Origin of the sequence: Photobacterium sp. 53610 (assembly GCF_036409375.1) — a bacterium.
Lineage (GTDB): Bacteria > Pseudomonadota > Gammaproteobacteria > Enterobacterales > Vibrionaceae > Photobacterium.
Genome location: NZ_JAXOFS010000004.1, coordinates 1 through 23,244 on the forward strand (window position 1 = coordinate 1; position 23,244 = coordinate 23,244).

Below are 23,244 nucleotides of genomic sequence, written 5' to 3' on the forward strand. Positions count from 1 at the left end.
CAACAATCACATCCCCGGCCGCGAAATCACTGCTGCTTTCGCTCAGGGTAAAGGTTAAGGTCGCGGTTTCACCCTGCTTCAGGGCCGACTTGTCGCTGGTGATGGTGACCGTGGGCGGAATCACATCGACCACAAGACTCAGTTGTATCGCTGCCGTATTGTTATTCCCAGCGCTGTCTGTAAATACATTGGCCGCAACATCAATCGTACCGAGCGTGATATTGAGATTCGGGGTAAAGGTCGCACTGTAACTGGTGCCACTGCCGGTAAAGTTTGACAAACTACCGCCGGACACAGTTACATCTGCGGCCGAGAAGTCGCTGCTGCTTTCACTCAGGGTGAAGGTGAGCGTAGCAGCCTCACCCAGCTTCAGAGCCAACTTATCACTCGTAATGGTAATACCAGGTTTTGTTGTATCCAGGGTTGCGGTACTGGCCACAGCCGTCGCCGCATTCCCGGCAGCATCGGTCAATGTGACGGACAAAACGATCGTGCCATCGGATAAGCCGGACACGTCGATGCCTGAGACCGTCTGCGAGCCACTACTGAGTGTTCCTGACCCGGTCACTGCTGTTCCGCCGCCACTGGAAGTAACGGAATAGCTGTATTGTGCGCCTACCTCACCACCGGAGAAGTTAAAAGCGACACTGCCGGCATTGCTGCTGTTGTATTGACTCTTATCCAGCGCAACGCTGTGTCCGGTAGGCGACGTCGTATCAATCGTGACACTGAGTCCGGATGACGCCACACTCTGGTTATTACTGCTGTCTGTGGCTTTGGCTGTGATCACATGGGTCACGCCTGAGGATAACGTACTGGTCGTTATGCTCCAGTTTCCTCCCGTCACCGACGAGGATCCCAATGGCGTACTGCCTGACTGATCACTGAAAAGTTCCACTGTACTGCCATCTTCAGCGGTGCCGGTAAAGGTCAAAGTGACATTCTTGGTCAGATTATCACTGTCAGAAGTACCGGTATCTGAGGATGAAGATAAATCCGGCGTCGAAGGTGCTGAAGGTGCAACATCATCGGCAACGGAAATTGTGAACGGTTTCTGGTAAGTGGTCGTGCCATCATACGTCTGAACACAAATGCTATAGCTACCAGGAGACAATGCGCTCCCGGTTTCCAGTATCGCACCGTTAATTTGAAACTGACTGTTATCTGCATCTGAAGTACAGCTGCCGAAAGCACTGCTCCCTTTCGAAACCAGTGAATAGCTGTGTGAGTCCCCGCTGTCAGCATCCGTCGTCGACAAGGTGCCCACATCCGCGCCGGAAGCCGTCGCAGACTGATTGATGTTGGAAGACGTCAGACTGATATTCGAGGGGGCATTGTTGGATGGTGGTGACGTATTACAATCCGCATCCGTATTACAGAGCTGGCCGGGATTATTGGTACAGACATAGAGATAGCATTCCCCGGCCGCAAGCATGGCTTCTCCGGGCTGTGAGCCGGAAGCTCCGTCCGAAAATGGTGACAGCTCACCGACGACACGTTTCGATGCCTGAAGCCCTGGATTCAGATTTTGGGTTTGGGATAAAAAAGTGTTCAGATCAAATTCAAGCCCGGAAGAGGCCGGCTGAGAAATGGCGGTTGGTTCCGCTTGAGTTGATTCAAAAGGCACAGGCTGTGTCGCCTCTGCGTAGGCGCTCGCGATAAGGAGCTGACTGCCAGCCAAACCTAAAGCCAGCGTCGATATCCAGCGTTTATTATCTTGTTTCACGGGATGAAGAGCGAGTATTTCAGCGCTCACCTCATCCGAGCCTGCGAAGAACTGTCGCGTAGCATGAGCCAATTGCGACATCATCAGTCCGTTGTTCATAATCTGCCTGCAATAGTGTGATGCGAAAAACGAGCGTGATGTCCGCATCACATCTTCCATTCATGGGCGCGAACAACAGCGACTCAACTGAGTACTCAATGAAAAACCCGGTTGAGAACTCAAACCAAAAAAATATGGAAATTAGTGCAACTAGTAGCTATTGAAACAGAGGATGATGAATGTGCAAGAAGCGCATATCAAAAATATGACATATCAGAATATTTTATGATTTCATTTCACCACAAAAATGACGTTTAAAGCATAAAATATTCCGTTCTTTGGTCGGAATATACGTCAATGAATAGTGGATTATTACTGCCAAACAGCAATTCAACGTCATAAATCTGGTTTAAATCGCCTGAAAACACCAAACGTGCAATTTCATGACCATTGCGGATATCAATCACGCTCACGCCGGACAGTAATTCGTTTTTTTTCTCCAGAAGCGGCATATCCGTGTGCCGGGAAGAACCGTCTTTTGCCTTCCGGACTCTGGATAACCCGACAAAAGCCATTTCACCAAATAGCCGGAGTCCGCGAGTAAATCCATCAAACTCGGCCACCAGCTCCAGATCCGCTCTCGTGGCAGGCAAACTCGACTCTAAACAACGCCACAGCCGCCCGGTACCGGATTCACAAAAATACAGATATCCCTGATGAAGTCTCGGCGAATGGGGCAAACACAGGCCACTGAGCACGGTCTGATTATCCTCAATCCGCATAATCTGACCATCGAAACTACTGCCTTCCCGCCAGCCGTACTGAACATCCGAAACTGCAAAATAACTGACATAAGCTGGCGATCCGTCTTTCATGGCCAGCCCGTTCAGATGGCAGCGGTCTTCAGCAACCAGCTCTGAAATAAACGGCGGCCGCCAGACATGTTCAAAACTTTTCCCGTAAACCGCTTTGGCAATACAATTAAACCGGGTGTTCACCATGAACAGCGCTTCACCTCCCCAGGCTAGATCATGTGTATTCAGGTCACCCGTCATGATGGAACCACAGGGATAAAAAATGGTATCCCGCGCCGTCGAATGATTCGGAGATATCACCAGTTCCGAAGATGACATTACTTGCCGGTATTCCCAGAGCTGATGGGCTGCAGCCAGAGATAACCGCTGCTGATCGTCACGCAATGCAATCCCGAGTAACTGAGGAACCCGGACATGTTCAACCCGGAGGGTTTCCCCATCACTGCTGATGACAAACAGACAATCCAGATGATGAGCACTCACCAATAAACTGCTTTTCATAGAATGCAGCAACATTGGAAAACGAGCACAACTGGTCATGACGTAATTGAGTTTCACTTCTTGCTCAGTCATAGCGATTGATTTTTATCCGGAAATAAAGATATGGTGCTTACAATATATACAGACTCAGATATTTCATTCTGACTTTCACGGGTAAATTATGCGTCTCGATAAAGCCTGCATCCGAATTGGTGATGTCGATATCACCGAAATCACCCGGCATTTGAAACAATTACCGGATTCCGCCTGGAAGGCAAATACTTATCGCCAAAACACCTATGCAGTGCACAAACAGACGGAAAGTCTGGTGCTGTATTTTAAAACCGATGAATTTACTGAAACTAATACGGAATTATTATCGGTCATGCAGCCTTTGCTGGCCCCGATATTTGCCCGTTTCGCGCAATACTATGGTTATTCCAAACTGGATATTGCGAAACTGATGTTTGCCAAATTACCGGCAGGTGCTGAAATTGCGGAACACAGTGACAGCGCACCGATATTTGCCCGGTACCACCGCGTTCATGTGCCAATAGTGACCAATGATGCCGTCATGTTTTATTTGGATCAGCAACCATTCCATTTTAAAACCGGGGTGATGTACGACATCAATAATCTTGGATTACACCGTGTGGTCAATCCCTCTGATGAAGACAGGATTCACCTGATTTTCGATGCCAGGCCCGTCAAACGTATTCAAAACGCCAGCAGCCACTTGTTTATCTTGAGCCCGAACAATTCCGGATCATCCCTCATGTCTGCTGCGCTCAGCGACTGTCAAAATGCCATTACCCTGCCTGGTGAAGGTCATTATATTGCCGGGTTTGCCGGACCGAATCCCAACCGGGATAACAGTCATTTTGTCTGGAGCCAATTCAATACACTGAATAAACTTCAGTGCTCCAAAGCTTACGACTGGCCGGCAATTCGCAACCTCTGGTCCGGCGTGGCAACGCCGCAATCCGGGACTGCCAGTATCTTTGTGGAAAAATCGCCCTGTAACATTGCCCGGATGGCGATGTTAGCTGAGGAGTTTGATGATGCGAAATTCCTCTTTCTGATCCGTAATCCATACGCCATGTTTGAATCAGTCGTCCGGGCCAGACGGGATTTACCAGAGGTTGAATCCCTGGCAGCACAACATGTTTTGTGGTGCTTCCGGCAGCAGGAAGCAAATTTGCAGCAGTGCGAATCTCCTCACCTGTTGATTCGTTATGAAGACGTCTGCGATTCACCGGAAGCGACTGCGCAGACAATCCGCAAATTTATTCCGGCGTTTGAAGACATCGACTTCATCCCGCCACGATGGGTGAAGGGTCAGAAGTCTGCGCTGGATAATCGTAATGCGACGCAAATCGCCAGGCTGACGGACAATGAGCGGGCTGTCGCAGAAGCCTTTTTTCAGCCGAATGCGGAACTGTTTGCCCGATTTGGTTACCCGGTTTAATCCGCTGGCTTATACGCCAGCGAAGACCGGTCGCAGGCTGGGCGGATACCAAATCATCCGCTCATAAGGCGGCTCTGCCTGCTCAATGGTAAATCCCAGTTTCAGGTAAAGCTGCCTTGCGCCCTGATTGATCTGCTGAACCGAGAGCATCATGGGCGCCTTTAACTGATTCGCTGAATACATAAATGACCGGATCACGGCTTCGCCCAGACCATGCCCTCTGGCTTCCCGTTTAAAAGCAATATCAATGAGATGCACCTTGCCCTGAGAAAAATCCAGCACCGCTCTGCCAACCGCTTCTTTGTGATACTCAATCACAAAATAAAGAGCTTCAGGATACTGATCGCCATAGCCCTGATTCATGGCTTTGAACTGCATGTCGATCAGCGACTCAATAAAATCACGTTCACCGTCAATCAAACGCAAATCATCCCGTCGCTCGTTATGTAATTGCTCCAGAAATATACGGTCTGCCGCCGAACGGTTCGAAGGCCGGACATGTAAACCACCCGGCAGTTTTAAATCCTGTAATTGCATCTTTTTTCTTCCTTGTATCAAAGCCTTACATTTTGATTCTGCGTCCTTTGCACATGCTGCATCAGGCTTTGTGCATCCAGAACCGGCTGACTGAACTGGCGCACCAAATGATGTAACTGAGCAGCCGTCAGCGTGGGCTGAACACTCAGCACGGCAGCCAGTACACCCGTTGTTGCCGCCGTGGCTGCAGAGGTGTTTGAATACGCCAGACTGTATGTCTGGGTTGCACTTGAATAAACCTGATAGGGAACTTCAACGGCAGTGGCAAGATTGCGGCCCGTTGCGGGCCATTGTGTACCCGCACTTACCGCATTCACGGCCAGCACCTGCGGTTGTGCCGCCAGCGCAAAATTCGCATCCAGATTCTGTGACTGATTTCCGGCTGCAGCAACCACGACCAGCCCTTTGCCATGTCGCCCCTGTGCTTTCAGCATGAGCAACGCATCCGTCAGCGCTTGCTGCGTGAATGGCAATGTCCAGGCTGCCTGAATCAAATCCGCTTCCTTCAGAAAGGCCAGTTGCAACGCAATCAGAATATCTGAGGTCCAGTTTTTATCCCGGCGCAGTAAAATGGCACTGGCATCCGGCGCCAGCCCGGTAAAATCCGGATGCCGCGACCAGATCATCGCTAAATCACCATCGCCATGTAGCGTATCGAACTGAAACGCCGCTAACGCTTTTGCGTTCAGCGGAAGTTCACGACGATGATCCACATCGTAATGAAACAGCACCGACATCGGCTGCAGCGTTGGATCTGATAAACTGAAAGCCGCATCAATCACAGCTACCCGCATGCCCGCCCCCGCCTGCGCAGGCCAATGAGTCAGAGATAGCTGGGTTCTGACAGCTTTCGCCTGGACGCTGGGTGAAAAAACAGGTTCCCGGTTTCGATGCAGCCGAACTTGCAGGAAATCAGGTTCAGCCAACGTCACCCCGTCTGCATGCCGTAACGACTCAACCAGACTCAGAGAGTCTGCCGCCCCCTGTGTCAACACCACGGACCAATAGACGGACTCCAGCTCAAACACCCGGGCAACTCGCCGGCCTTTCAGAGCATCAAGCTGATTGAAATTCAGTGATTTGTCATGACGAAACAAGACCCGATGGCTCAGCCGGAGACCTGCGTTCCCCATCGCAGGATGCGAATACACCGGCTCATCCTGCTGAAGCTTTTCAAAAGACAACCTGACCGGTTGTCCCTGATACTGCACCGTCAGCGATGCCGGCCAGATCTTGCGGGCCTCAGCCTGACCCGCTACAAAGATCGCAAACAGCACAATCAGCCAGTAAATGCTGATTGTGCGCATTCCAAATACCTTAGTGACAGTCACAGCCTGAACATCGTCATGAACGGACCGGATAAACCCCGTCAATACAGATGCAAAAGTTAATGGCCAGATACGGCTGCATATTTTCATGCGGAAGGCTCTGACCCGCCATATCCAGACTGCCAAGATTCAGTTTGGTATCAACATCGCCTGTACTGTATCGGTTTTCAACCGTGATGCTATCCGTCAACAGACCCGGTACGGCTCCCTGTGCAACATCTGTAGAACCTGGTTTAAAGGTACCCGACAACTGATGGGTGTGAGGCGGGATCTGTTGATCGGTCAATGAAACCTGATCACTCCCGATGACATTACCAATCTGATATGGGGTTAACCCCGGTCCCCGGCCTGCCCCCATAGGTACCCTGCCCCTGAGATCCGGCAGATAAAAATAGTTCGGGTCCCATGGACCAAAAATATTCTGAATCACGGAGAACAAAGCCTGGTTCTGTACAGTGCTCATTTTCTGCCCGTAACAGACGGCCCAGTAACGAGGCGCATAGTTGTAAGGCATCATCATGATTTCGCCGTAAAATGCTTCACTCATCTTGCCATCCCCTCAGCTTCTTTGCGGGTAAACACCCGCTGTGCAAATAATAAAATTCAGCGCCAGCACGGGTGCCATATTATTGTGCGCCAGGCCGCTGCCCGTGGATGCAATCGCGTCCGTTTTCATGGCAACCATGTCTTCTGCCGCCGGATTGGCAAAATACTGATTTGCTTTCCCCAGGACAAAAGAGGAAGAGGGTTCAGGTGAGACGGCGCTGTCAGAAGAAGCGATGAGTGAATGCGTATGTTCCGGCAGATTTTTAATGTCAAGAACCACAGATTCTTCTCCGAACCGACTCCCCTGATTTCTGAGTGTCAGCCCTTTGCCCTGCCCCATACCAACCGGCACGCGCCCCCGAAGATCAGGCAAAGCAAATGTTGTGCGACCATCCCCGCCATTGGTGGTTCCAAGCAACGAATACAGCGCTTCATTGTTCACAATAGGCACCACATCACCGTAGCAATATGCCCACTGCTCAGGTGAATAGTTACCCGCAAAAAGCGTAATTTCCGACAGAAAACGTGTAGACATAAATAATCTCCATTTCAATCTCTATTCGGGAAAATACCGGTCAAAGCAATGCAAAAATTCACGGCGGTACTTGGCTGCATATTGTTATGCGCAGTACCGGCACCGGTTGCACCGATTGCCAGCCCATTCATCTTCACCAGATTGGCAGGTAAGGAATAAACAGATGTATTCTGGGCTGATGCTGCAAAGACCGTCGGCTGCGTCAGCTTTTTATTATTTGGTCTTGGCGAGTCGCCCACTTGTGATGAAGCATTCACGACATGATTATGAGCAGGCATTTCTGATTGCAGCAAGGCAACGGACTCCAAGCCGCCAAGTTGTCCCTGACTCAGATTCGTGTTTGAAGGTTTGAGGGTTCCGGGATTGACCGGCATTCGCCCCTGTAAATCCGGTAATTGGAAATTCAACTGCGGGGTGCCGCCAAATGTATTTCCCAAGAGCACATAGAGTGTCTGGTTCTGGTTGATATCCAGGATTTGGCCATTACACAACGCATAGTTCCTGGGTGCAAAAAATGCCCCAAACATCTGAATATTACCGATATAAGGTTCCATACTCACCTCTGCTGATTAAGACTGGACTGCCTTCCGGGAGAAAATCACTTCCAGCTCTTTTTCAGAATTCGGGGAAACAAACAGTGCTGCTTCACCTAATTTCTGGTGGCTGAATAAATAAGTACCCTGTGCTATACCACCCTCTAAATCGCCACAATTGAGATACAACGCAAAAGAATCCCACGCCTTATTTTGCGTGTTTGTCCGTTGCACACCGGTAATCTCAATATTTCGGGTTGTCTTGTCATCCAATGCCACTGATATTTTTTCGCCGACCATTTTTTCCAGTCGTTCGAAAGTAAACTGCTCCATGTCGCCTCCCGTCACAATTACATTTACTGCTGATGGATGTTTCAGTTTCCACCCATTAGGTGTAGAGCAAGAAATCCCCTCCAACAAAACGGATCATGAAAACTTGATGTTCGATCATACAAACACATCTGGATATACAGAGAAAACATACAGTATTGATATCGCGATAAAAAACGACCCGGCAACCAATGGATTGATGAGTCGATATATATCCATCAGCGTTCGCAGCGTATGTCGGGGAGATTGAATGAATCAGGAGGAAAGACGATCAGCAGAGCGCCAGATGCAATATAGGATAAGGGTTACCTTGCCCGTCCAGCGGCGAACGGCTGGTTACCGTAAACCCCAAATGCTGATAAAACCCTAACGCTTGTTCATTTTGCTCATTAACATCCACTTTCTTTACACTCTGAACATGAATGGCATGATGCACCAATGCAGAACCCACACCTTTGCCCCGGACATCCGGTGAAACAAAAAGCATTTCAATATTGTCACCATGTACACCACAAAATCCCATGATTTCCCCATCCGGGTTTCTGACACACTTCAGGTCTACCGCATCGAAATACTGATTCAGAATGAGCGGCTTCAGGGCCTGCAGATCAGATTCCTTCAGAAAGTCGTGAGTCGCTCTGACGGAAGATTCCCAAATCTCTATCAATTTCTGATGATCTTTCTTTTTCGCTTGTTCTATTTTCATCATAACGCTTACCAAACCATTTCCTTGAAAAAGCTATTAACATTTATTTTCCAAAGAACCATTCAAATAGTTTTCAATTTACTTTGAACGGCCGCGGTACCAAGCATAAACAATCATCAGCAAGCCAGTGAATAAAGCTGGTAGTTTCATCTCCGCCAGGAGTTCCCATTCGCTGTCATGACCTGAAACCACACGAGCATAGTCGTCGGTCCCGGAGAATGACGTAAATGGTTCGGAGGATACACTCACCGGAAACCAGTCACTGGCAAACAGGGCAAGCGAACCAATCAAGAATATCCATCCAAACATGGCAATGAACTTCATCATCAATTATCTCGAATGCTTTTTAAAAAATGTCCAGATGACTGCTGCTCCGTCAATATCTCTGTTTTTCTGTCCCAAAATCCGGGGAAGATCGGGCAAGTCACTGCCCGACAGAGTATGACCGCCACCAATGACCGTATACAGTTCCACCGGACATGAGCTTCCATAAATTGTCCGGGTCACTCGCGAACTGTCACCTGTGTCCCGATCAGGTAATTGTCGGGTTTCTGGCATACCACGGCACTGATTCTGCTGTCGCCAAAACAACACTGTCTCTTGCGTTGAAACCACTTTCCCCCGCCTTTGACGAAAAAAACGGACATCCCCACCATCATAAGGTACCAGAGGATCTGCCGTACCATTCATCACAAGGACAGGAAGTGAAGCTGCTGGTTGACAGGTATTGTATATGCGCCTGGGAATATTGGCCGCAATCGGGGCAATGGCGGCCAATTTAGCACTGAGTTCACATCCCAAGCGCAAGGTCATCATACCGCCGTTGGAAATGCCGGTGACATACACCCGCTTCGGATCAACATGATATTGATGAACAAAACGATCGATGAGCGCAGAAATATACGCAACATCATCAACTCGTCCTTCAATATCACCACGAAATGTCAGGTCTCTGCCGTCACGCCAAAAAGCATCCACACCATTGGGGTATGCCACAATGAAATGTTCGCGGTCTGCCAATGCCGTAAATCCCATATAGCGGGCAGGCGTGAGACCATTCCCTCTTCCGCCGCCATGGAGCACCAGCACCAGAGGCAATCTGGCCGGTGTCCGGGAAACCGGTGGAAAGTGAACATAATAACTGCGTTGCAATCCATCAATCATGATGGACTGTTGCACGACACCTGAAGCCTTCTCTGCCCGATTGTTGAGCGACTGTGCACTTGCTGCGACCGGGATGAACAGCACGGCAAAGATGACGAATAAAGCTGAGATTAACTGACGCACTGATTCCTCCATGCTGATGATTCAATATAACTCTGCTTCAATATGATGCAGCATTTGGCGTATTGTTCATCTGAACAGTCTCAGCAACTCAGGTGAAGTGCTGACTGTCAGTTTTGTGCTTTGCCTGCTTCCAGAATTGGTAAACCAGCTTCTGTCGGAATATAAATTCGCTCCCCTTTACCGTCCTGAAGCCCTTTGATCCACACATAACGAAGATACTCTTCATTATTTTTCAGCGATTCGCCAATAATTCGGTTCGCTTCAGCTGCAGCTTTTGCCCGCTCTATATCGGCCTGGCCTTCAGCTTTCGCCAGAGTAATTCTGGCTTTTGCCTGCATGAGTGAAGCCTGTTCTCTCGCTTTTGCTTCTTCAATCAGAATCTTTTTGCTCCATTCCGCTTCTTTCAGCGCCGCAATCCCATCCATTTCCTGCTTATACACTTTGTACTGAGGCCAAGCCCACAGCGTCAGTAAAATATTGCCAACAATCACAACCATTAAAAATACAAGACTTCCAAAAGCAATCGCGTGCCGGTTCGGGTGCATCTCTTTTCCTTCTTTAAAACTATCCTGAAATAGGAACAACAATATTCATCAATGAATGATGAAATTTCACATCCATAAAGAAAGGCACACTTGGCGGTTCAAGCGTGCCATTTTTTAACGGAAGTATGCTGCATGCACATTGTGCATGCCCCGGAATGAAAACTTTAGACCCAGCCCAGCTGCTGGAGGCTAAACCCATCATTCCAGATTTTTGTCATATGCCGGATGAGGTTTCCCTCAAACTGCATGACGTATACATAGTCCGCCGCCACCGTTTTACCTGTCGGATCAACCGGGCCACCCGGTCCGGTATTTGTACCGTGATAGACCGCATAAGCCGCCACACAGGCACGCTCTGAGTCCTCGGCAAAGAAACGCAGCTCATAGTGGCCATCGGGTATCGGGCCAAACAGACCTTTCGTCCATTCGGTATACCCCTGAATTGTCCTGATATCGGCAAGCGCCGCAGCCTGCGCTGAAAAAGTCGCATCGGAGTGACAATAGGTTTTACACACTTCCCAACCTTTCCCTGTTTCACACGCATCAAAGAACTGCAGCGCTTGTTCAGCCAACCCACTCATAATGACATCCTATTTTTGAGAAAACCGGACTATGAGTGTGAACCATCACAGGGATCTTTGGTGACTCACTTTTACACATCCCTCTTGAAATCATTGGGTGATCAACAGACTTCAGCCCATCAGTCACGCAACACAATGAATCGCATCACCAGGTGTAATGCGAGTTGTCATCTGACGGATCACGCGGCATTAAAATTTCGGTTCACCGTCAGGGACATCATGGTGTAAGCATGTGATTTTCCATCGATTCGGAACTTATCTTCAATTTCGCCACACTTGATAAAGCCACACTTTCGGTAAAGCGCTTTCGCTGCATGATTTTCAGAAAGAACCCAAAGATCGATATATTCAATGGCCGTATGGGTTCGGACCCAGTCGATGAGAAAAGCAATGAGCTGGGTTCCTAAACCTTGTCCTCTGACAGCAGCGTCAACCCCCATCCCCAGCAACACCCGATGCTCAGTATGGCGGTCAGGATACGGCCTGATATCAATATGACCGATCACTGCATCACCCTCTGTTGCGATAAACAGCTTCCGCCAGCCAAGCTCATCAATCTCACGAGGCACTGCCAACCTGAAACGCTGCTCCAGCTCTGGCGTCAATTTCGACGCTTCGGCAGATAACGGCTGAAAGAATGGTGTCGAACCGATTCCATTTTCCCGAAGGTGTCTATCTAAATAAGCAAAGAACCCATCCAGGTGATGTTCTGTCGCTAATTGAAGTTCTATATTCACGAAAACCTCCCAATTTATTTACAGTATTCAACTGGCCAATTCACCAGACAGCATCAACCTGAACCTCAGCATCAGAGCTGGTTCTCCTGCGCTGTGATCGGACGCTTTCCGATTTGTCCCAAATGTGTGTCATGAAAGCCCGACGCATATTTCAGGCCATAACCCAGCGCACGGTCAAAACCAATATGCGCGCACCAGATTAATCCAGCCTGAATCAACAGATCCGATGCATTCAAATAACCAACGGCAATCATGGTCAATGCACCGACCAGCGAATGAGTCAGATTGTAAGCAATTGCGCCCAGCTTCGAATAAAAAAGGTAAGCGAACAAGGCAAGATCTGGTGCAAAGATGAACCAGGCAAATGTCGACCACGACATGTTAAGGTGCGCATAAACAAGTAATGAGATGACTAAAAGGCACAATCCTTCCATTCGAAGCAATGTGCGAACATTTCCGGTTGCTGATGACATTTCCCATCTTCCTGTGCAATTGAAAAGGCGAAGTATAGTATGACCGTGATTGATGAAACTTTTCTGCGATAAGTTGTTCGTCATTCGTTATCCATACATAAAACTGCACTTGACGAAGATCACCACGGGCTGTTTTCTGCGCATGCCGGATGCCGTCTTTCAATTCGGCATGATACGAAACAAATACATCTGCAATTTCAGGAAGATCACAATAAAATCTGTTATCACCTTCACTCAGACGTCAAGAATGCGTTCTCAGTATCCATTCTCAACCGACAGGCCAGACACCTGAGCCAGCGAGACTGAACAAACGATAAAGTCTGATGTTTCTAGTTCCCGATCGTTTCTCACATGCGCTGCGCCATTAACCTTTTCTGTTTTTTTGAGCCAACAGAAACAGTGAAGGAACTTAGGACGGTATCCTTTTCAGAATTGCTCTATACAGCACATTGGCATCAACCCCAAATGATCTCAGCTTGAAAGGTTTATCTCTACGCTTTGAGACAACCCATACTTCAGGAATACGTGACCTCTCTCAAATTGATCCACTAGATGAACCCCCTGAATTTCATGAAATTTCATTTCTTTTTTTGACAAAGGATAACGAATTTCGATAGCGTGATTGCCCAAGCAGATACCTGTCGGTGTCTTTAAATACTCATAGGAAAAAACCACCAGAATAAAGGCGAGCCCTGTATAACCAAGAAATATAGAATCTGATGTCTCAGCCCACATGATCATAAGGGCTGAAACGAAGACTGTGCCAAATATCATGAAAAGATGATAGCCAAAATTTTTTTGAATACATCTCTGTCGTAGTCACCACCTTCTGCTGGCATGCTTTCGACAATATGGCTTCTCAATAAATCATATTCAGTCAAATCATAGGAAACACGAATGATGTTCTTCCCACTAAAATCATGTATATCCAAGCGTTGCGTGATAAATTTTTCTTTTACTTCTGATATATCCAGCCAAGACACAAAACCATTGTCTTTTCCTTTATATTTATACCATAAGCCATTATCATCACACTCAATATCATATTGGTATAACTTCCGGAATTCATACCCTGCATAGGCCATGAAAAGAACAAGAAAAATACTCGCGCATAAAGACATCTGAAAAGCTTCTTCAGGATCACCAATTTTTTCATCGGGCAGAAACGCCCAAAGATTCACTAAAATAAGCAATAAAAAGCTGAGCAAAAAAACAAATTTTATTTTATTCACATAAGATTTTTTCAATGTAAAAATATGCATAAAACTTCCAAATCATAGTGTGGATTTTCATCACTGCATGATACTTTCATTCATCCTTGTAAAAGTTTCAGACCATAATATAAACAGACACACTGACTATCTAAAGTAACGTTTAATCGTCATTATTATATAGATATGTGCTCTGAAAAATCAGAACACATAATTTTTATCACATGTTTTATTCACTGATTCAAATTTAAATCAATGTACATAAACCCGATACGCTGTATTGCAGTCATTCTTATCTTTTAAGTCGACTCTGACTTTTTTATTCGCCATTTTGGCTGCCAGCAAAATGCTGAGTGCGGTATCTGTATCTGTATTTTCTTTTGTAAAACGAACTTCAGAGCATGAGCATTCATTCGTATTCGATCTTGTTGTTGCATAAATATTTCCTGATGCAGAATCAAGGCCGACCAGACCAGGCAATTCATTATAATTTTGAGAGCAAATTTCAGCCAGACTTGCCTGCGAATACACGGTGCATGCCAGCAGTAGCGACAATTTCATCATTTTTTTCATCATATAGCCCTTAATCAATGTCAATCGGAGAAATCATTAAAACAACCTTGCACGAATGCGTCATATCCGCACAAAAACTGAGTCCGCTTTTTAGAGAGAACACCAAGCCAAAGTGCATACTCACGCTCCCGAAGTACGCTACAGTTCGAAAGCAAATGCGAAATTGCGAGCATAATAAGATGATATGCTCTTAATTTCACCAATCTTTAGAGTTTTCTTGAGATATCTGTGGATTCGGACAAAATTATGCTTCTAAAGCCTGGTCTGCCGGAAGACTGCAGCCAGGCTAAGATGACATCTTCAATGATGATAAGAAGTATCCGATTTCATCCAACACTGAGATTCAGCACCATTGGCACATCCAGCATGCCGTCCCGATCACGGATGCCGTCGACACGTTGAAAACCGAATGCCTGATAGACACGTTCAGCATTCAATGCGGAATTCACTGTAAACTGACCCGGATTTCCATGCTGCAGGCATGCATTTTTCGCAGTTTCCCAGAGCTGGCGTGAAAGCCCTTTACCATGATGATCATCACGCACAAACAAATGATACAGATGGCTGTTTTCCTTCATGCCAACCACACCAATGATCTCACCCGACACCTGTTCAGCGACATGATAACGATATCCCTGATTCAGATAATTCGTAATACTTTGCGCCGACATCGTGTTCAGCAACATCTCATGGACTTGAGGGGCGACGGTTGGCAAAACATGCTGTCGTAATGCGGGTTGAATCAGTTCGCTGATGGCCTTCGCATCAGACAAATCTGCGATACGAATACTCATTGACTCTCCCCGAAAACCGGACTGAAAAAGCTTCGTTCATAACTCAGAAAACACCGGGTTTCTTCCGCAAATTGAACCGCGCGGATACACTCAGGATCATCTTTGGCTTGATTGCGATACGCTTCGTATGCCGCCAGACTCGGAAAAGAAAACAACGCCAGTGCGATATCACTTGCACCTTCTGAGGGCAGGAAATAGCCGTGATGCTGACCGCCAAACTGATTCACCAGCGGGATCCACATCCGGGCATATTCTTCGAATTCTTTCACTTTATACGGGTCAATCACGTAACGTAAATAACAGGTCACCATATTTAAATCCTTTTCACAGAGACTGTCGCGAGCTGACCGTTATGCCAGCGAGAAAGAAGTAGAATGGCACTAAGTGCGCCCAGTAAAGCAAATCCCATATCAGACTGGGTATCCCAGACATACCCCTGGGTCCCCAGGAATGCTTCTGCATTTTCTCCGGTTGCCAGAGCCACCCACCATTCAATCAGTTCATAAAATGCACTGAAGGCTAAGCAAATCGAGACCGAAACAAAGCTCACCCAGAATGCACCGTTGATGATTTGTTTTCGGATCAGAATCTCACGCGCCAGAATGGCAGGTACAAAGCCCTGGAAAAAATGTCCGACTTTGTCGTAATTATTCCGTTCGGCCCCAAAAAGATTGTCAAACCATGGCACTTCCGCGTACGTATAATGACCACCGAACATCAGGACAATACAGTGAAGTAAAATCAGCCCATACAATAGCGGTGTCAGCCGGAATGTATTGTATGTCCAGACAATCAGAACCAGTCCGATCATGGCCGGAAGGACTTCCAGAAACCAGGTGAATGTATCTTTGGGGTCAATACCCGACCAGATCAGTACAGCAGCAAAAATAGCCAGCCAGATAAATTTCATCGTCTTGCCTTTGTTATCAGTGTGAAATAAAAACTTGTATCGGAGTGTAATTAATCTGTCCGGACCGGCAAACGGATATCATCATCATGACAAAACATCATGGCAATATCTTCTGCCAGCACCCGACTGAGAGAAAGAGGCGGAATGGAATGGCGATCAAAAAAAGCGACTTCCGAGATTTCAAGATTCTCACTCGGATCACCTGAAATATAATCACAGAGAAAAAACAACTTATAAATATGATAAGGATACGCCGGCTGATAAGGGTGCGCTGCTCTGTCTTTGATTGCAACCAGTCTGGGATTGCCCACCAGAAGACCGGATTCTTCCATCACTTCACGAACGATCCCTTCCGACGGTGTCTCACAGACATCAGCCCAGCCACCCGGTAAGGTCCAGCAATCATCTTCCCGCTCTCGCACGAGCAGTATCCGGTATTCACGAATCACACCCGCCCTCAAATCGACTTTCGGCGTCGGATATCCCGTTTCCGGAATAAAAAGATTCTGAATTTTTGCCAATGGCTCATGACTGAGTTCAGCCAGCATTTGCTGGGAAATCGCTTCTATCTGGCCAAACCGTTCCAGATCATACGGATCTTTTGTGTAAGCTTTACCCGCCTGGGCGATTGCCTGCAGCTGAATTGCCCATACCAACGGGTCTGTCATTCTTATCTCAGTTCTCGTGCCTCATTACAGAATATGCACAATAACACACTACATCAGCACACGCACTGCCGTTATTCCTGATTTCCGGGCATCAAACCATAAGGTAAATTGGTAAACATTCCGGGTTGCCGCTGGTAAACAGGGGCTGGATGCGCGCCACGCCAGTCCAGCAGCATAATCGCCAGGGTGTTACGGTGCTCGCTATCCACCAGCTCGGTTTCCCCTTTCACCGATGGCACCATACCCGCTTTTCGGTCGATGGCTTTCTGAATGGCTTTTCGCGCTTTTTCAACAACCGGATCTTTTTCCAGACCCGCCAAAAGAAAACTGATACCGACCTCGGCAATCACATCTTCTTTGGTGTGCAGAAGGATATGATCGATGTTGTGACGAAAGTGATCGTAAATCCACTGAAAGTCACTTTCCCTGAGCTGATACTGATAATAGGACGAAGCCGCAAACAGGATATGCGTCATCCCATAAATTTTGTTCATGTACTGCTGCTCACTCAGTTGCTTGTCTTTGCTGTCAGGATAGGTCGCACGGAAAGCCGTAATAAAAGGCTCCACCACATCCTGCTCTCCCAGCTGACGGAGCCAGTAAACCTGATTCGCCAGTTGAGCTGCCCAGGCCCGAATCATCTCCGGATCAGTCGCATACCGTGCAAAGTCGTAACGGCGGAGAATCTCCCGCAGCTTGTGATCAGATTTATGTTTCAGACCGTATTCATTCGCCCGTGCCATTGAACCCAGTAAATCGACACCCAAAAAATAATATTCGGGATACTTGCGGGTCGCCAGGTACCTGAGCTCACTGCGCGCCCCTTCTTTCTGACTGTATCTGGCTTCACGCGCATCGGAGTAAGCCTTTACTTGCGCTGGTGTGTAGATGTCTTCACTGACTTCATTCAGACGGTCCGCCACCCGTGCCATGTCTGCCCACACCGCCGATTTATATTTTGGGTCTAAAGTCTGGCGGTACATTCGCAAACCATAATGGCCCATCTTAAAAGCGGGCAGCATATAAAGCCGGGTTTCGAAGGTATGCCGAATCAGGGCTGCATCCTCAGCATAAGCAGGCAGCACCTGTTGCTGAACAACCGCATGATTCTGCTGAGGATAGATTTGTACTGCCGACCACCCCGGCAATGACAGCAAGGCAATCAGAAGATAGATGATAGAGCTGCGCACCGTTTTCATAACAATCCCTTTATGTATGAATGACATAAACATAGCAAAGCCATGGCGAGCTGAAGTCAGCCAAATGTCATTTCAGGCCCGGACGAAAGCACGTTTAGACGTGATAAATCCACCGATAAGTCAGGTTGATCCGTTCACCTGAATGCTGCTGTGTTTTTGGCACACTGTGCGCCCAATTGGACTGGGTCTGGCCAGCCATGACCAGAAGAGAACCATGGCCAAGCTGGAATTCAATTTTCTCAGCCGTACGTTTATGTTTCAGTAAAAATCGCCGGCTTTCTCCAAATGTCACTGAGGCGATGACCGGCTGTGGACCCAGCTCGGGCTCATTATCCTGATGCCAGCCCATACTGTCCTGCCCGTTGCGATACAGGTTGGCGAGTACCGAATTGAACTGGCTTTGACACGCAGTTTCGCAAGCCATTTTGATTGCCAGCAGTTCCGGCGTCCACGGTTCTGGCTGCATCGTCAACCCGGAATAACTGTATTGCGCTTCGCCGCACCAGGACTGCAAACGAGGCTGCAACACCTGCCTGCCATAGAGTGCAATCGCCTCCTGCTTCCAGTGCAGTGACTGACGCAGTGCCGAAAAATACCGGTCAGATTCAGTCAGTTCGAAGAATGCCGGCGCCCAGTACAAACGGCCGCCATCAATTTCAATCCATTCCCCTTGTGAAGGTGCCGGGGTAAATAAGTCCAGATTCATCATCAGCTTTTATTTGATCAGCCTGTATTCACAGGCAATTGCACATCCACCCACACCAGCCGGTGATCCGAGCTGATTTCAGCGCGTTCCCTGCCGTCTTCCCCTGCCACCAGCTTCCGAAGCGGATCTTTCTTATCCGGCCAGAACACACCGCTGTTCATGACCGAAAAGTCTGTGGACGGCAGCACATAATCCAGTCGCAAGCCGCCCAGATGGGTCCATTCCGAGCTTCGGCCACGGCGCAGTTTCCACGGGCGGAAAAACCGGCCGCCCAGGCTTTTGGGCGTCAATTTACCTTCACTCACGGCGCGGTGAATCCGGGGGTGATACAGCAGGTGATGCAGTGCCAGCGCCATTCCCTCACCGTCATGCAGATCGGCATTGAGATCCCCCAGCAGCACAAACGGCTCATCGGCAGACAGTCCGCCTCGCCGTCCCTGATCATCTGCCAGATAACTTTCATTCCCGATGATATCCGTCAACAGACGCAGTTCATCATGGTTACGGCGGGCATTCCGCCGTTCCGGACCGTCAAACACCGGTGGTGTCGGATGCGCACAGAGCAACTGAAAGCGCTGCTGTCCGACCTGAACCGGCAGCAACAGATGGTTTTTTGAAGACAATCGGAGCGCATTCATTGCCGCTGCGCTGTAATACTCATCCGGCATCAGGTTCTCAGGCATGTGCTGCCATAAAAACGTCTGCCAGCTTCGAAGCTCTGCTTCAATCAAGGGATAACGCGACAACACGACAAAGCCGAAATGACCATGATGAAAACCAAATCCCTGTCCGTCCTGAGGCAGCGTCAGTGCTCCGTCACCATCAAGATCAACCTGGCACAGCAAGCCCGTATTCGATGGCGGACAATAGCGATAGGGATAATCCACGGGGACCTGACCGTGCTGAGGCTCCGCCAGATAATAACGACAGAAGTCTTCCAGACTGCCGTCATCTCCGCCCTCTCCGGGGTGATCAAATTCGCACAGCAGTAATACATCCGGCTGTATGCGCTGAATCATGGCGGCCAGACGGGAAATCCGGGCATCACCCGGCTCGGCGAGTATTTGTCTCATCCGGCCAGGTTCGGGGTCAGACATCGCTGCATTTAAAACAGCGATACGTATGGTCGGTGTCGGCACAACGTACTCCCAACAGACTGAAATTCAAAAGCCTGTTCAAATTGTACGCTGAGTTGCAAGCTGGCTCCAGCGGCATACGTCAGCCGGGAATTTTCACCAGACTGCTGATGGCCTGATAAATCTGACGGGCATCGTGCATCGCCCGGTGCCTGGCCGGCCCCAACTCTTCCAGCGCACGCTGAAAACAGGCGCGTTCTATGCCATTTTCCTGCTGCAGCCAGAGACCGACTTCCGTCAGAATAAATGACGGCCGCATATGTGCGGCATGATACAAACGGCCCAGCCAGAATAAATCCCACTGACTGTCACAAAACACATAATCCAGCTGTCCGAGCACACTGTTTAAATGCTGGCAGACCTCAAGCACCTGCATCCCATGCTGCTCAAGCTCAGAACGGGGGATCTGATGGATTCGCTGCTCTGCATAGCTGTCCCAGTATTGCCAGACATCGCCTGCAGTCAGCGGGTTAATCAAAATACTTTGGCCACTGCCGTCAGGCAGAACGTATCCGACTTCTATCGGGTAAGACTGATCAGATAATCCTGACGCTTCAAAATCGAGTGTTGCCCACATTGCACTCTCCCTGATGCTTATTTTATTGTCCGCCTGCCGGCACTCTGGCTCCTTCCGTCACCCGCACCAAAGGTGCAGGCTTACCTGCCCGGACGCTGCTTCGTTTCAGCAACATGGCTCCTGCCGTTCGAACCCTGTGAACGAATCCATGCTGGCTATCTTCATGTGTCACTATTCTTGTTTAACTTTAGACGCCACTCACCGCTTTACCTGTCAATTCATTTGCTTGACGCAGGAATGATACATTCATCCCAACCGTAACAGGCTTTGATAGATCGCCGTATCCTCTTGCCCGAAGCAAACAAAATAAACTTTGTCAGGCGTGGCCTGAATTTCCAGCACCTGCCGGACGGTTGCCACGGCAATTTCAGCAGCCTGCGCCTTCGGGAACCCATAAACGCCGGTACTGATACACGGAAAAGCAATCGTGACGGCGCCGACTTCATCGGCGAGTGCCAGACAGTTTCTGTAGCAATTTGCCAGAATTTCCGCTTCCTGCTGCCCGCCTCCGTGCCAGACCGGACCCACCGTATGAATGACCCACTTGGCAGGTAACTGATACCCCGGTGTGATTTTTGCGTCTCCGGTTTTACACCCATGTAAACGCCTGCACTCTTCGAGAAGTTGCGGGCCAGCCGCGCGGTGAATTGCACCATCAACACCGCCGCCACCCAGCAGGCTGTTGTTGGCAGCATTCACAATTGCATCCACAGCCAGCGTCGTGATATCGCCTTGCCACACCAATAAATCCGCCATGTGTGCCTCCGGTTTGATCTGTCACAGTCCATCGTGATTTCCGCTCACGCACGACTGTGTCGGCCATCACTATCATGTTATTTTAGTGTCTCTCATACAAAAACAGACCAAAGAGTGACTATGGTACCTGTCATCGGCTTTGCCGGGTTCAGCGGCTCAGGCAAAACAACCCTCATTGAACAGATCATCCCTTGCCTGAAAGCGCATGGGTTGCGGGTCGGCCTGCTCAAGCACAGTCATCATGATGTAGAACCGGACACCCCCGGAAAAGACAGCTACCGGCTCCGTCATGCCGGAAGCGATCAATTACTGCTGGCGACACCCCACCGGAATATTCTTTTCTTTGAATATCCGGAGCCTGCACAAAGAGAGCCTGAGCTTGTGGCATGTTTACAGCAACTGGATCAGTGCCAGCTGGACATCATTCTGGTCGAAGGTTTTCGTGATCAGCCCATCGCCAAAATCGAAATTCATCGTCCGGATTACGGCAAACCTCTGCTCTACCCGCAGGATCATCACATCATTGCACTGGCTACCTGTGAGCCAGATGAAGTTCATCCCTTGCCGGTTCTGGATTTAAACCAGCCCCAAACGATCGCGGATTTTATTGTGAAGTGGATGAAATAAACGGATGGCTTCATCAAGGTACGCATCAAGATAATGACGTCCATAAAAAACAGGTTGCGATGTATCCACGCCTTATTTACAACCAGCCTGTTTTTTCGGGACATCTGAAATGATATTGATGACATTGAACAATCACGTTCAAAGATAAATAACCGGTCTTGAGTTCAATTTATTTCTCATTGAAAAGTTTTCTTTTCATTTCGGAATCATAATGTAGAATCCCGCGCCAGATTACCTTAAATCTGTCACAACACAGCGGTATTCTGCCCACCTGCCTTCATTTTACTGATAAATACATTGGTTATTTCACAAAGGAATCTGTCATGAAAAAAATGATCTTTTTATTTTTATTACTGTTTGCTCCGGGAATGGCATTAGCAAATGCAATGTCGGCTCAGGGATACATTACCCAACTCTATGTGAAACCCGGCAGCAATTTCGTCCGGGTCACCTTTTCACAACCAATAGTCAATACAGAAAACTGCGAGAAGTCAGGTTCCTATATTGCTGAACTTGATGATTCAAAATCCAGCGACCGTTTTTACAGTGCCCTGTTAGCTGCACATATGGCACAGAAAAAAGTCAGTTTCTGGATTGCTGGTTGTACATCCGGTGAATATTGGGGAGGAAAACACCCTAAAATTTACGACATCTATATTTACTAATCCATCATTAAATCAAGCATGGATAAATAAAAGTGAATTGTAATAAAGTCTGAGAAAGCTGATTTTATTCGATTGGCTTGTAACAACTGGCTCAGGAATTTCCAAACCGGCTGCAATTGATTCAGCACAACCGATTTGGCCTGAGCCAGAAAATATTGCCGCTCTCAATCAGAACATCAGGCGTTTACGCCCGGTTTGCTGATCGGCATCTTTTCCAATCTTTGCAGGCTGACGGGTTTTAGACTTTGCATTCCCGCCCTTGTTTGCCGCTTTATTTTTTGCCTGTCTGGCTGGGCGTTTTTTCGCGGGTTGCTGAGCCTTCTCTGCTTTCGGCTTCACAACCGGCTCACTGACCGTTTCTGTCACCGGCTGATCACACAGCACAACGTAAAACTCCTCGTTAAATTCAATCACGTCACCGTTATAGACTTTCCGGCGCTTACGCTGTTCCAGCTCACCATTCACGGCTACGTAGCCTTCAGCAATGGCCATTTTGGCTTCACCGCCACCACCCACAGCATTGGCGATTTTCAGCACTTTATACAGCTCAATGGGTTGGGCGGAGACCTCTATCCCAAGGGCTTCGACTTCAATTTCCTGATCCTGACTCACGACACTCTGCCTGTAATTAACCGCGTATGACGTGAGTATACCATTCCCGGCCCGCAGTCAGCCCCTCTTTAACGAACGGAACCCCCTCCGGACGATGTGAGTGCATGAAAAATCTTCGAAACGCAGAGAATATCTTGGTTTGAA

General features: G+C 48.4%; 30 protein-coding genes. 3 read left to right on the forward strand and 27 right to left on the reverse strand.

From position 1 onward, the window contains the following. Together SPK40_RS12115 and SPK40_RS12120 are read right to left on the reverse strand one after the other, a co-directional pair. The coding region (locus SPK40_RS12115; protein ID WP_330960629.1) for an Ig-like domain-containing protein at positions 1-1,825 on the reverse strand (1,825 nt) is incomplete at its 3' end. Between the two features lie 254 nt (positions 1,826-2,079). Beyond that, positions 2,080-3,153, reverse strand: coding sequence for a TIGR03032 family protein (locus tag SPK40_RS12120; protein ID WP_330960630.1), 1,074 nt, complete (start codon positions 3,151-3,153; stop codon positions 2,080-2,082). A gap of 88 nt (positions 3,154-3,241) precedes the next feature. Here SPK40_RS12120 and SPK40_RS12125 point away from each other — a divergent pair, with 88 nt between their 5' ends. Then, on the forward strand, positions 3,242-4,528 hold the full coding sequence (locus tag SPK40_RS12125) for a sulfotransferase (RefSeq protein ID WP_330960631.1): 1,287 nt from the start codon (positions 3,242-3,244) through the stop codon (positions 4,526-4,528). Positions 4,529-4,537: 9 nt separating this feature from the next. On the opposite strand, the gene SPK40_RS12130 is transcribed toward SPK40_RS12125, so the two are convergent. The 24 genes from SPK40_RS12130 to SPK40_RS12245 all read right to left on the reverse strand — a co-directional run bounded on the left by SPK40_RS12130 (position 4,538) and on the right by SPK40_RS12245 (position 21,196). Further along, entirely contained in the window at positions 4,538-5,065 is a 528-nt protein-coding gene (locus SPK40_RS12130; RefSeq protein ID WP_330960632.1) for a GNAT family N-acetyltransferase, read from the reverse strand. A gap of 17 nt (positions 5,066-5,082) precedes the next feature. Beyond that, on the reverse strand, positions 5,083-6,372 hold the full coding sequence (locus SPK40_RS12135; protein ID WP_330960633.1) for a S8 family serine peptidase: 1,290 nt from the start codon (positions 6,370-6,372) through the stop codon (positions 5,083-5,085). 37 nt (positions 6,373-6,409) lie between these two features. Further along, entirely contained in the window at positions 6,410-6,940 is a 531-nt protein-coding gene (locus SPK40_RS12140) for a phage tail protein (RefSeq protein ID WP_248139424.1), read from the reverse strand. A gap of 12 nt (positions 6,941-6,952) precedes the next feature. Next, positions 6,953-7,474, reverse strand: coding sequence for a phage tail protein (locus tag SPK40_RS12145; protein WP_248139422.1), 522 nt, complete (start codon positions 7,472-7,474; stop codon positions 6,953-6,955). Positions 7,475-7,488: 14 nt separating this feature from the next. Next, the gene (locus SPK40_RS12150) at positions 7,489-8,028 is read right to left on the reverse strand and encodes a phage tail protein (RefSeq protein ID WP_330960634.1); all 540 of its coding nucleotides are present in this window, start codon (positions 8,026-8,028) and stop codon (positions 7,489-7,491) included. Positions 8,029-8,043: 15 nt separating this feature from the next. Continuing rightward, entirely contained in the window at positions 8,044-8,340 is a 297-nt protein-coding gene (locus tag SPK40_RS12155) for a DUF6916 family protein (protein ID WP_330960635.1), read from the reverse strand. A gap of 268 nt (positions 8,341-8,608) precedes the next feature. Next, positions 8,609-9,046, reverse strand: a complete 438-nt coding sequence (locus SPK40_RS12160; protein WP_442957570.1) for an acetyltransferase — start codon at positions 9,044-9,046, stop codon at positions 8,609-8,611. A gap of 75 nt (positions 9,047-9,121) precedes the next feature. Next, positions 9,122-9,370, reverse strand: coding sequence for a hypothetical protein (locus tag SPK40_RS12165; RefSeq protein WP_248139417.1), 249 nt, complete (start codon positions 9,368-9,370; stop codon positions 9,122-9,124). 3 nt (positions 9,371-9,373) lie between these two features. After that, a complete protein-coding gene (locus SPK40_RS12170) occupies positions 9,374-10,330 on the reverse strand; it encodes an alpha/beta hydrolase family esterase (protein WP_330960636.1) in 957 nt (318 codons plus the stop codon). 107 nt (positions 10,331-10,437) lie between these two features. Continuing rightward, a complete protein-coding gene (locus SPK40_RS12175) occupies positions 10,438-10,875 on the reverse strand; it encodes a hypothetical protein (protein ID WP_330960637.1) in 438 nt (145 codons plus the stop codon). A 164-nt stretch (positions 10,876-11,039) separates the two neighbouring features. After that, entirely contained in the window at positions 11,040-11,456 is a 417-nt protein-coding gene (locus SPK40_RS12180) for an ester cyclase (RefSeq protein WP_248139413.1), read from the reverse strand. A 179-nt stretch (positions 11,457-11,635) separates the two neighbouring features. Then, complete coding sequence (locus SPK40_RS12185; RefSeq protein WP_330960638.1) at positions 11,636-12,193, reverse strand: GNAT family N-acetyltransferase; 558 nt, start codon at positions 12,191-12,193, stop codon at positions 11,636-11,638. A gap of 71 nt (positions 12,194-12,264) precedes the next feature. Beyond that, positions 12,265-12,750: a DUF4260 domain-containing protein gene (locus SPK40_RS12190; protein ID WP_330960639.1), complete on the reverse strand. Its 486-nt coding sequence runs from the start codon at positions 12,748-12,750 to the stop codon at positions 12,265-12,267. A 686-nt stretch (positions 12,751-13,436) separates the two neighbouring features. Beyond that, the gene (locus SPK40_RS12195) at positions 13,437-13,928 is read right to left on the reverse strand and encodes a hypothetical protein (RefSeq protein WP_330960640.1); all 492 of its coding nucleotides are present in this window, start codon (positions 13,926-13,928) and stop codon (positions 13,437-13,439) included. Between the two features lie 201 nt (positions 13,929-14,129). Next, positions 14,130-14,474 carry a hypothetical protein gene (locus SPK40_RS12200; RefSeq protein WP_330960641.1) on the reverse strand — a complete coding sequence of 115 codons (345 nt, stop codon included), beginning with the start codon at positions 14,472-14,474 and terminating at the stop codon, positions 14,130-14,132. A gap of 302 nt (positions 14,475-14,776) precedes the next feature. Next, positions 14,777-15,244, reverse strand: a complete 468-nt coding sequence (locus tag SPK40_RS12205) for a GNAT family N-acetyltransferase (RefSeq protein ID WP_248139405.1) — start codon at positions 15,242-15,244, stop codon at positions 14,777-14,779. After that, entirely contained in the window at positions 15,241-15,555 is a 315-nt protein-coding gene (locus tag SPK40_RS12210; RefSeq protein ID WP_248139403.1) for an NIPSNAP family protein, read from the reverse strand. The genes SPK40_RS12205 and SPK40_RS12210 overlap by 4 nt, the downstream gene beginning before the upstream one ends. Positions 15,556-15,557: 2 nt before the next feature. Beyond that, on the reverse strand, positions 15,558-16,154 hold the full coding sequence (locus tag SPK40_RS12215) for a DUF2238 domain-containing protein (protein WP_330960642.1): 597 nt from the start codon (positions 16,152-16,154) through the stop codon (positions 15,558-15,560). Between the two features lie 50 nt (positions 16,155-16,204). Continuing rightward, entirely contained in the window at positions 16,205-16,822 is a 618-nt protein-coding gene (locus SPK40_RS12220) for an NUDIX hydrolase (protein ID WP_330960643.1), read from the reverse strand. Positions 16,823-16,893: 71 nt separating this feature from the next. Next, on the reverse strand, positions 16,894-18,021 hold the full coding sequence (locus SPK40_RS12225) for a DUF3541 domain-containing protein (RefSeq protein WP_248139397.1): 1,128 nt from the start codon (positions 18,019-18,021) through the stop codon (positions 16,894-16,896). A 94-nt stretch (positions 18,022-18,115) separates the two neighbouring features. Beyond that, positions 18,116-18,730: an alpha-ketoglutarate-dependent dioxygenase AlkB family protein gene (locus SPK40_RS12230; protein WP_330960644.1), complete on the reverse strand. Its 615-nt coding sequence runs from the start codon at positions 18,728-18,730 to the stop codon at positions 18,116-18,118. A 14-nt stretch (positions 18,731-18,744) separates the two neighbouring features. Then, on the reverse strand, positions 18,745-19,866 hold the full coding sequence (locus tag SPK40_RS12235) for an endonuclease/exonuclease/phosphatase family protein (RefSeq protein WP_330960645.1): 1,122 nt from the start codon (positions 19,864-19,866) through the stop codon (positions 18,745-18,747). 79 nt (positions 19,867-19,945) lie between these two features. Next, on the reverse strand, positions 19,946-20,440 hold the full coding sequence (locus tag SPK40_RS12240) for a hypothetical protein (protein ID WP_248139394.1): 495 nt from the start codon (positions 20,438-20,440) through the stop codon (positions 19,946-19,948). Positions 20,441-20,686: 246 nt separating this feature from the next. Further along, positions 20,687-21,196, reverse strand: coding sequence for an O-acetyl-ADP-ribose deacetylase (locus SPK40_RS12245; RefSeq protein ID WP_248139392.1), 510 nt, complete (start codon positions 21,194-21,196; stop codon positions 20,687-20,689). A 120-nt stretch (positions 21,197-21,316) separates the two neighbouring features. On the opposite strand from SPK40_RS12245, the gene mobB reads away from it, so the two are divergent. Both mobB and SPK40_RS12255 read left to right on the forward strand, forming a co-directional pair. Further along, on the forward strand, positions 21,317-21,823 hold the full coding sequence (gene mobB, locus SPK40_RS12250) for a molybdopterin-guanine dinucleotide biosynthesis protein B (protein ID WP_330960646.1): 507 nt from the start codon (positions 21,317-21,319) through the stop codon (positions 21,821-21,823). Between the two features lie 323 nt (positions 21,824-22,146). Then, positions 22,147-22,488 (forward strand): hypothetical protein, encoded by a 342-nt coding sequence (locus SPK40_RS12255; RefSeq protein WP_330960647.1) that lies wholly within the window; start codon positions 22,147-22,149, stop codon positions 22,486-22,488. A 168-nt stretch (positions 22,489-22,656) separates the two neighbouring features. Here SPK40_RS12255 and SPK40_RS12260 read toward each other — a convergent pair whose 3' ends face one another. Then, complete coding sequence (locus SPK40_RS12260; RefSeq protein WP_248139387.1) at positions 22,657-23,100, reverse strand: RNA-binding S4 domain-containing protein; 444 nt, start codon at positions 23,098-23,100, stop codon at positions 22,657-22,659. Between the last annotated feature and the right edge of the window lie 144 nt (positions 23,101-23,244).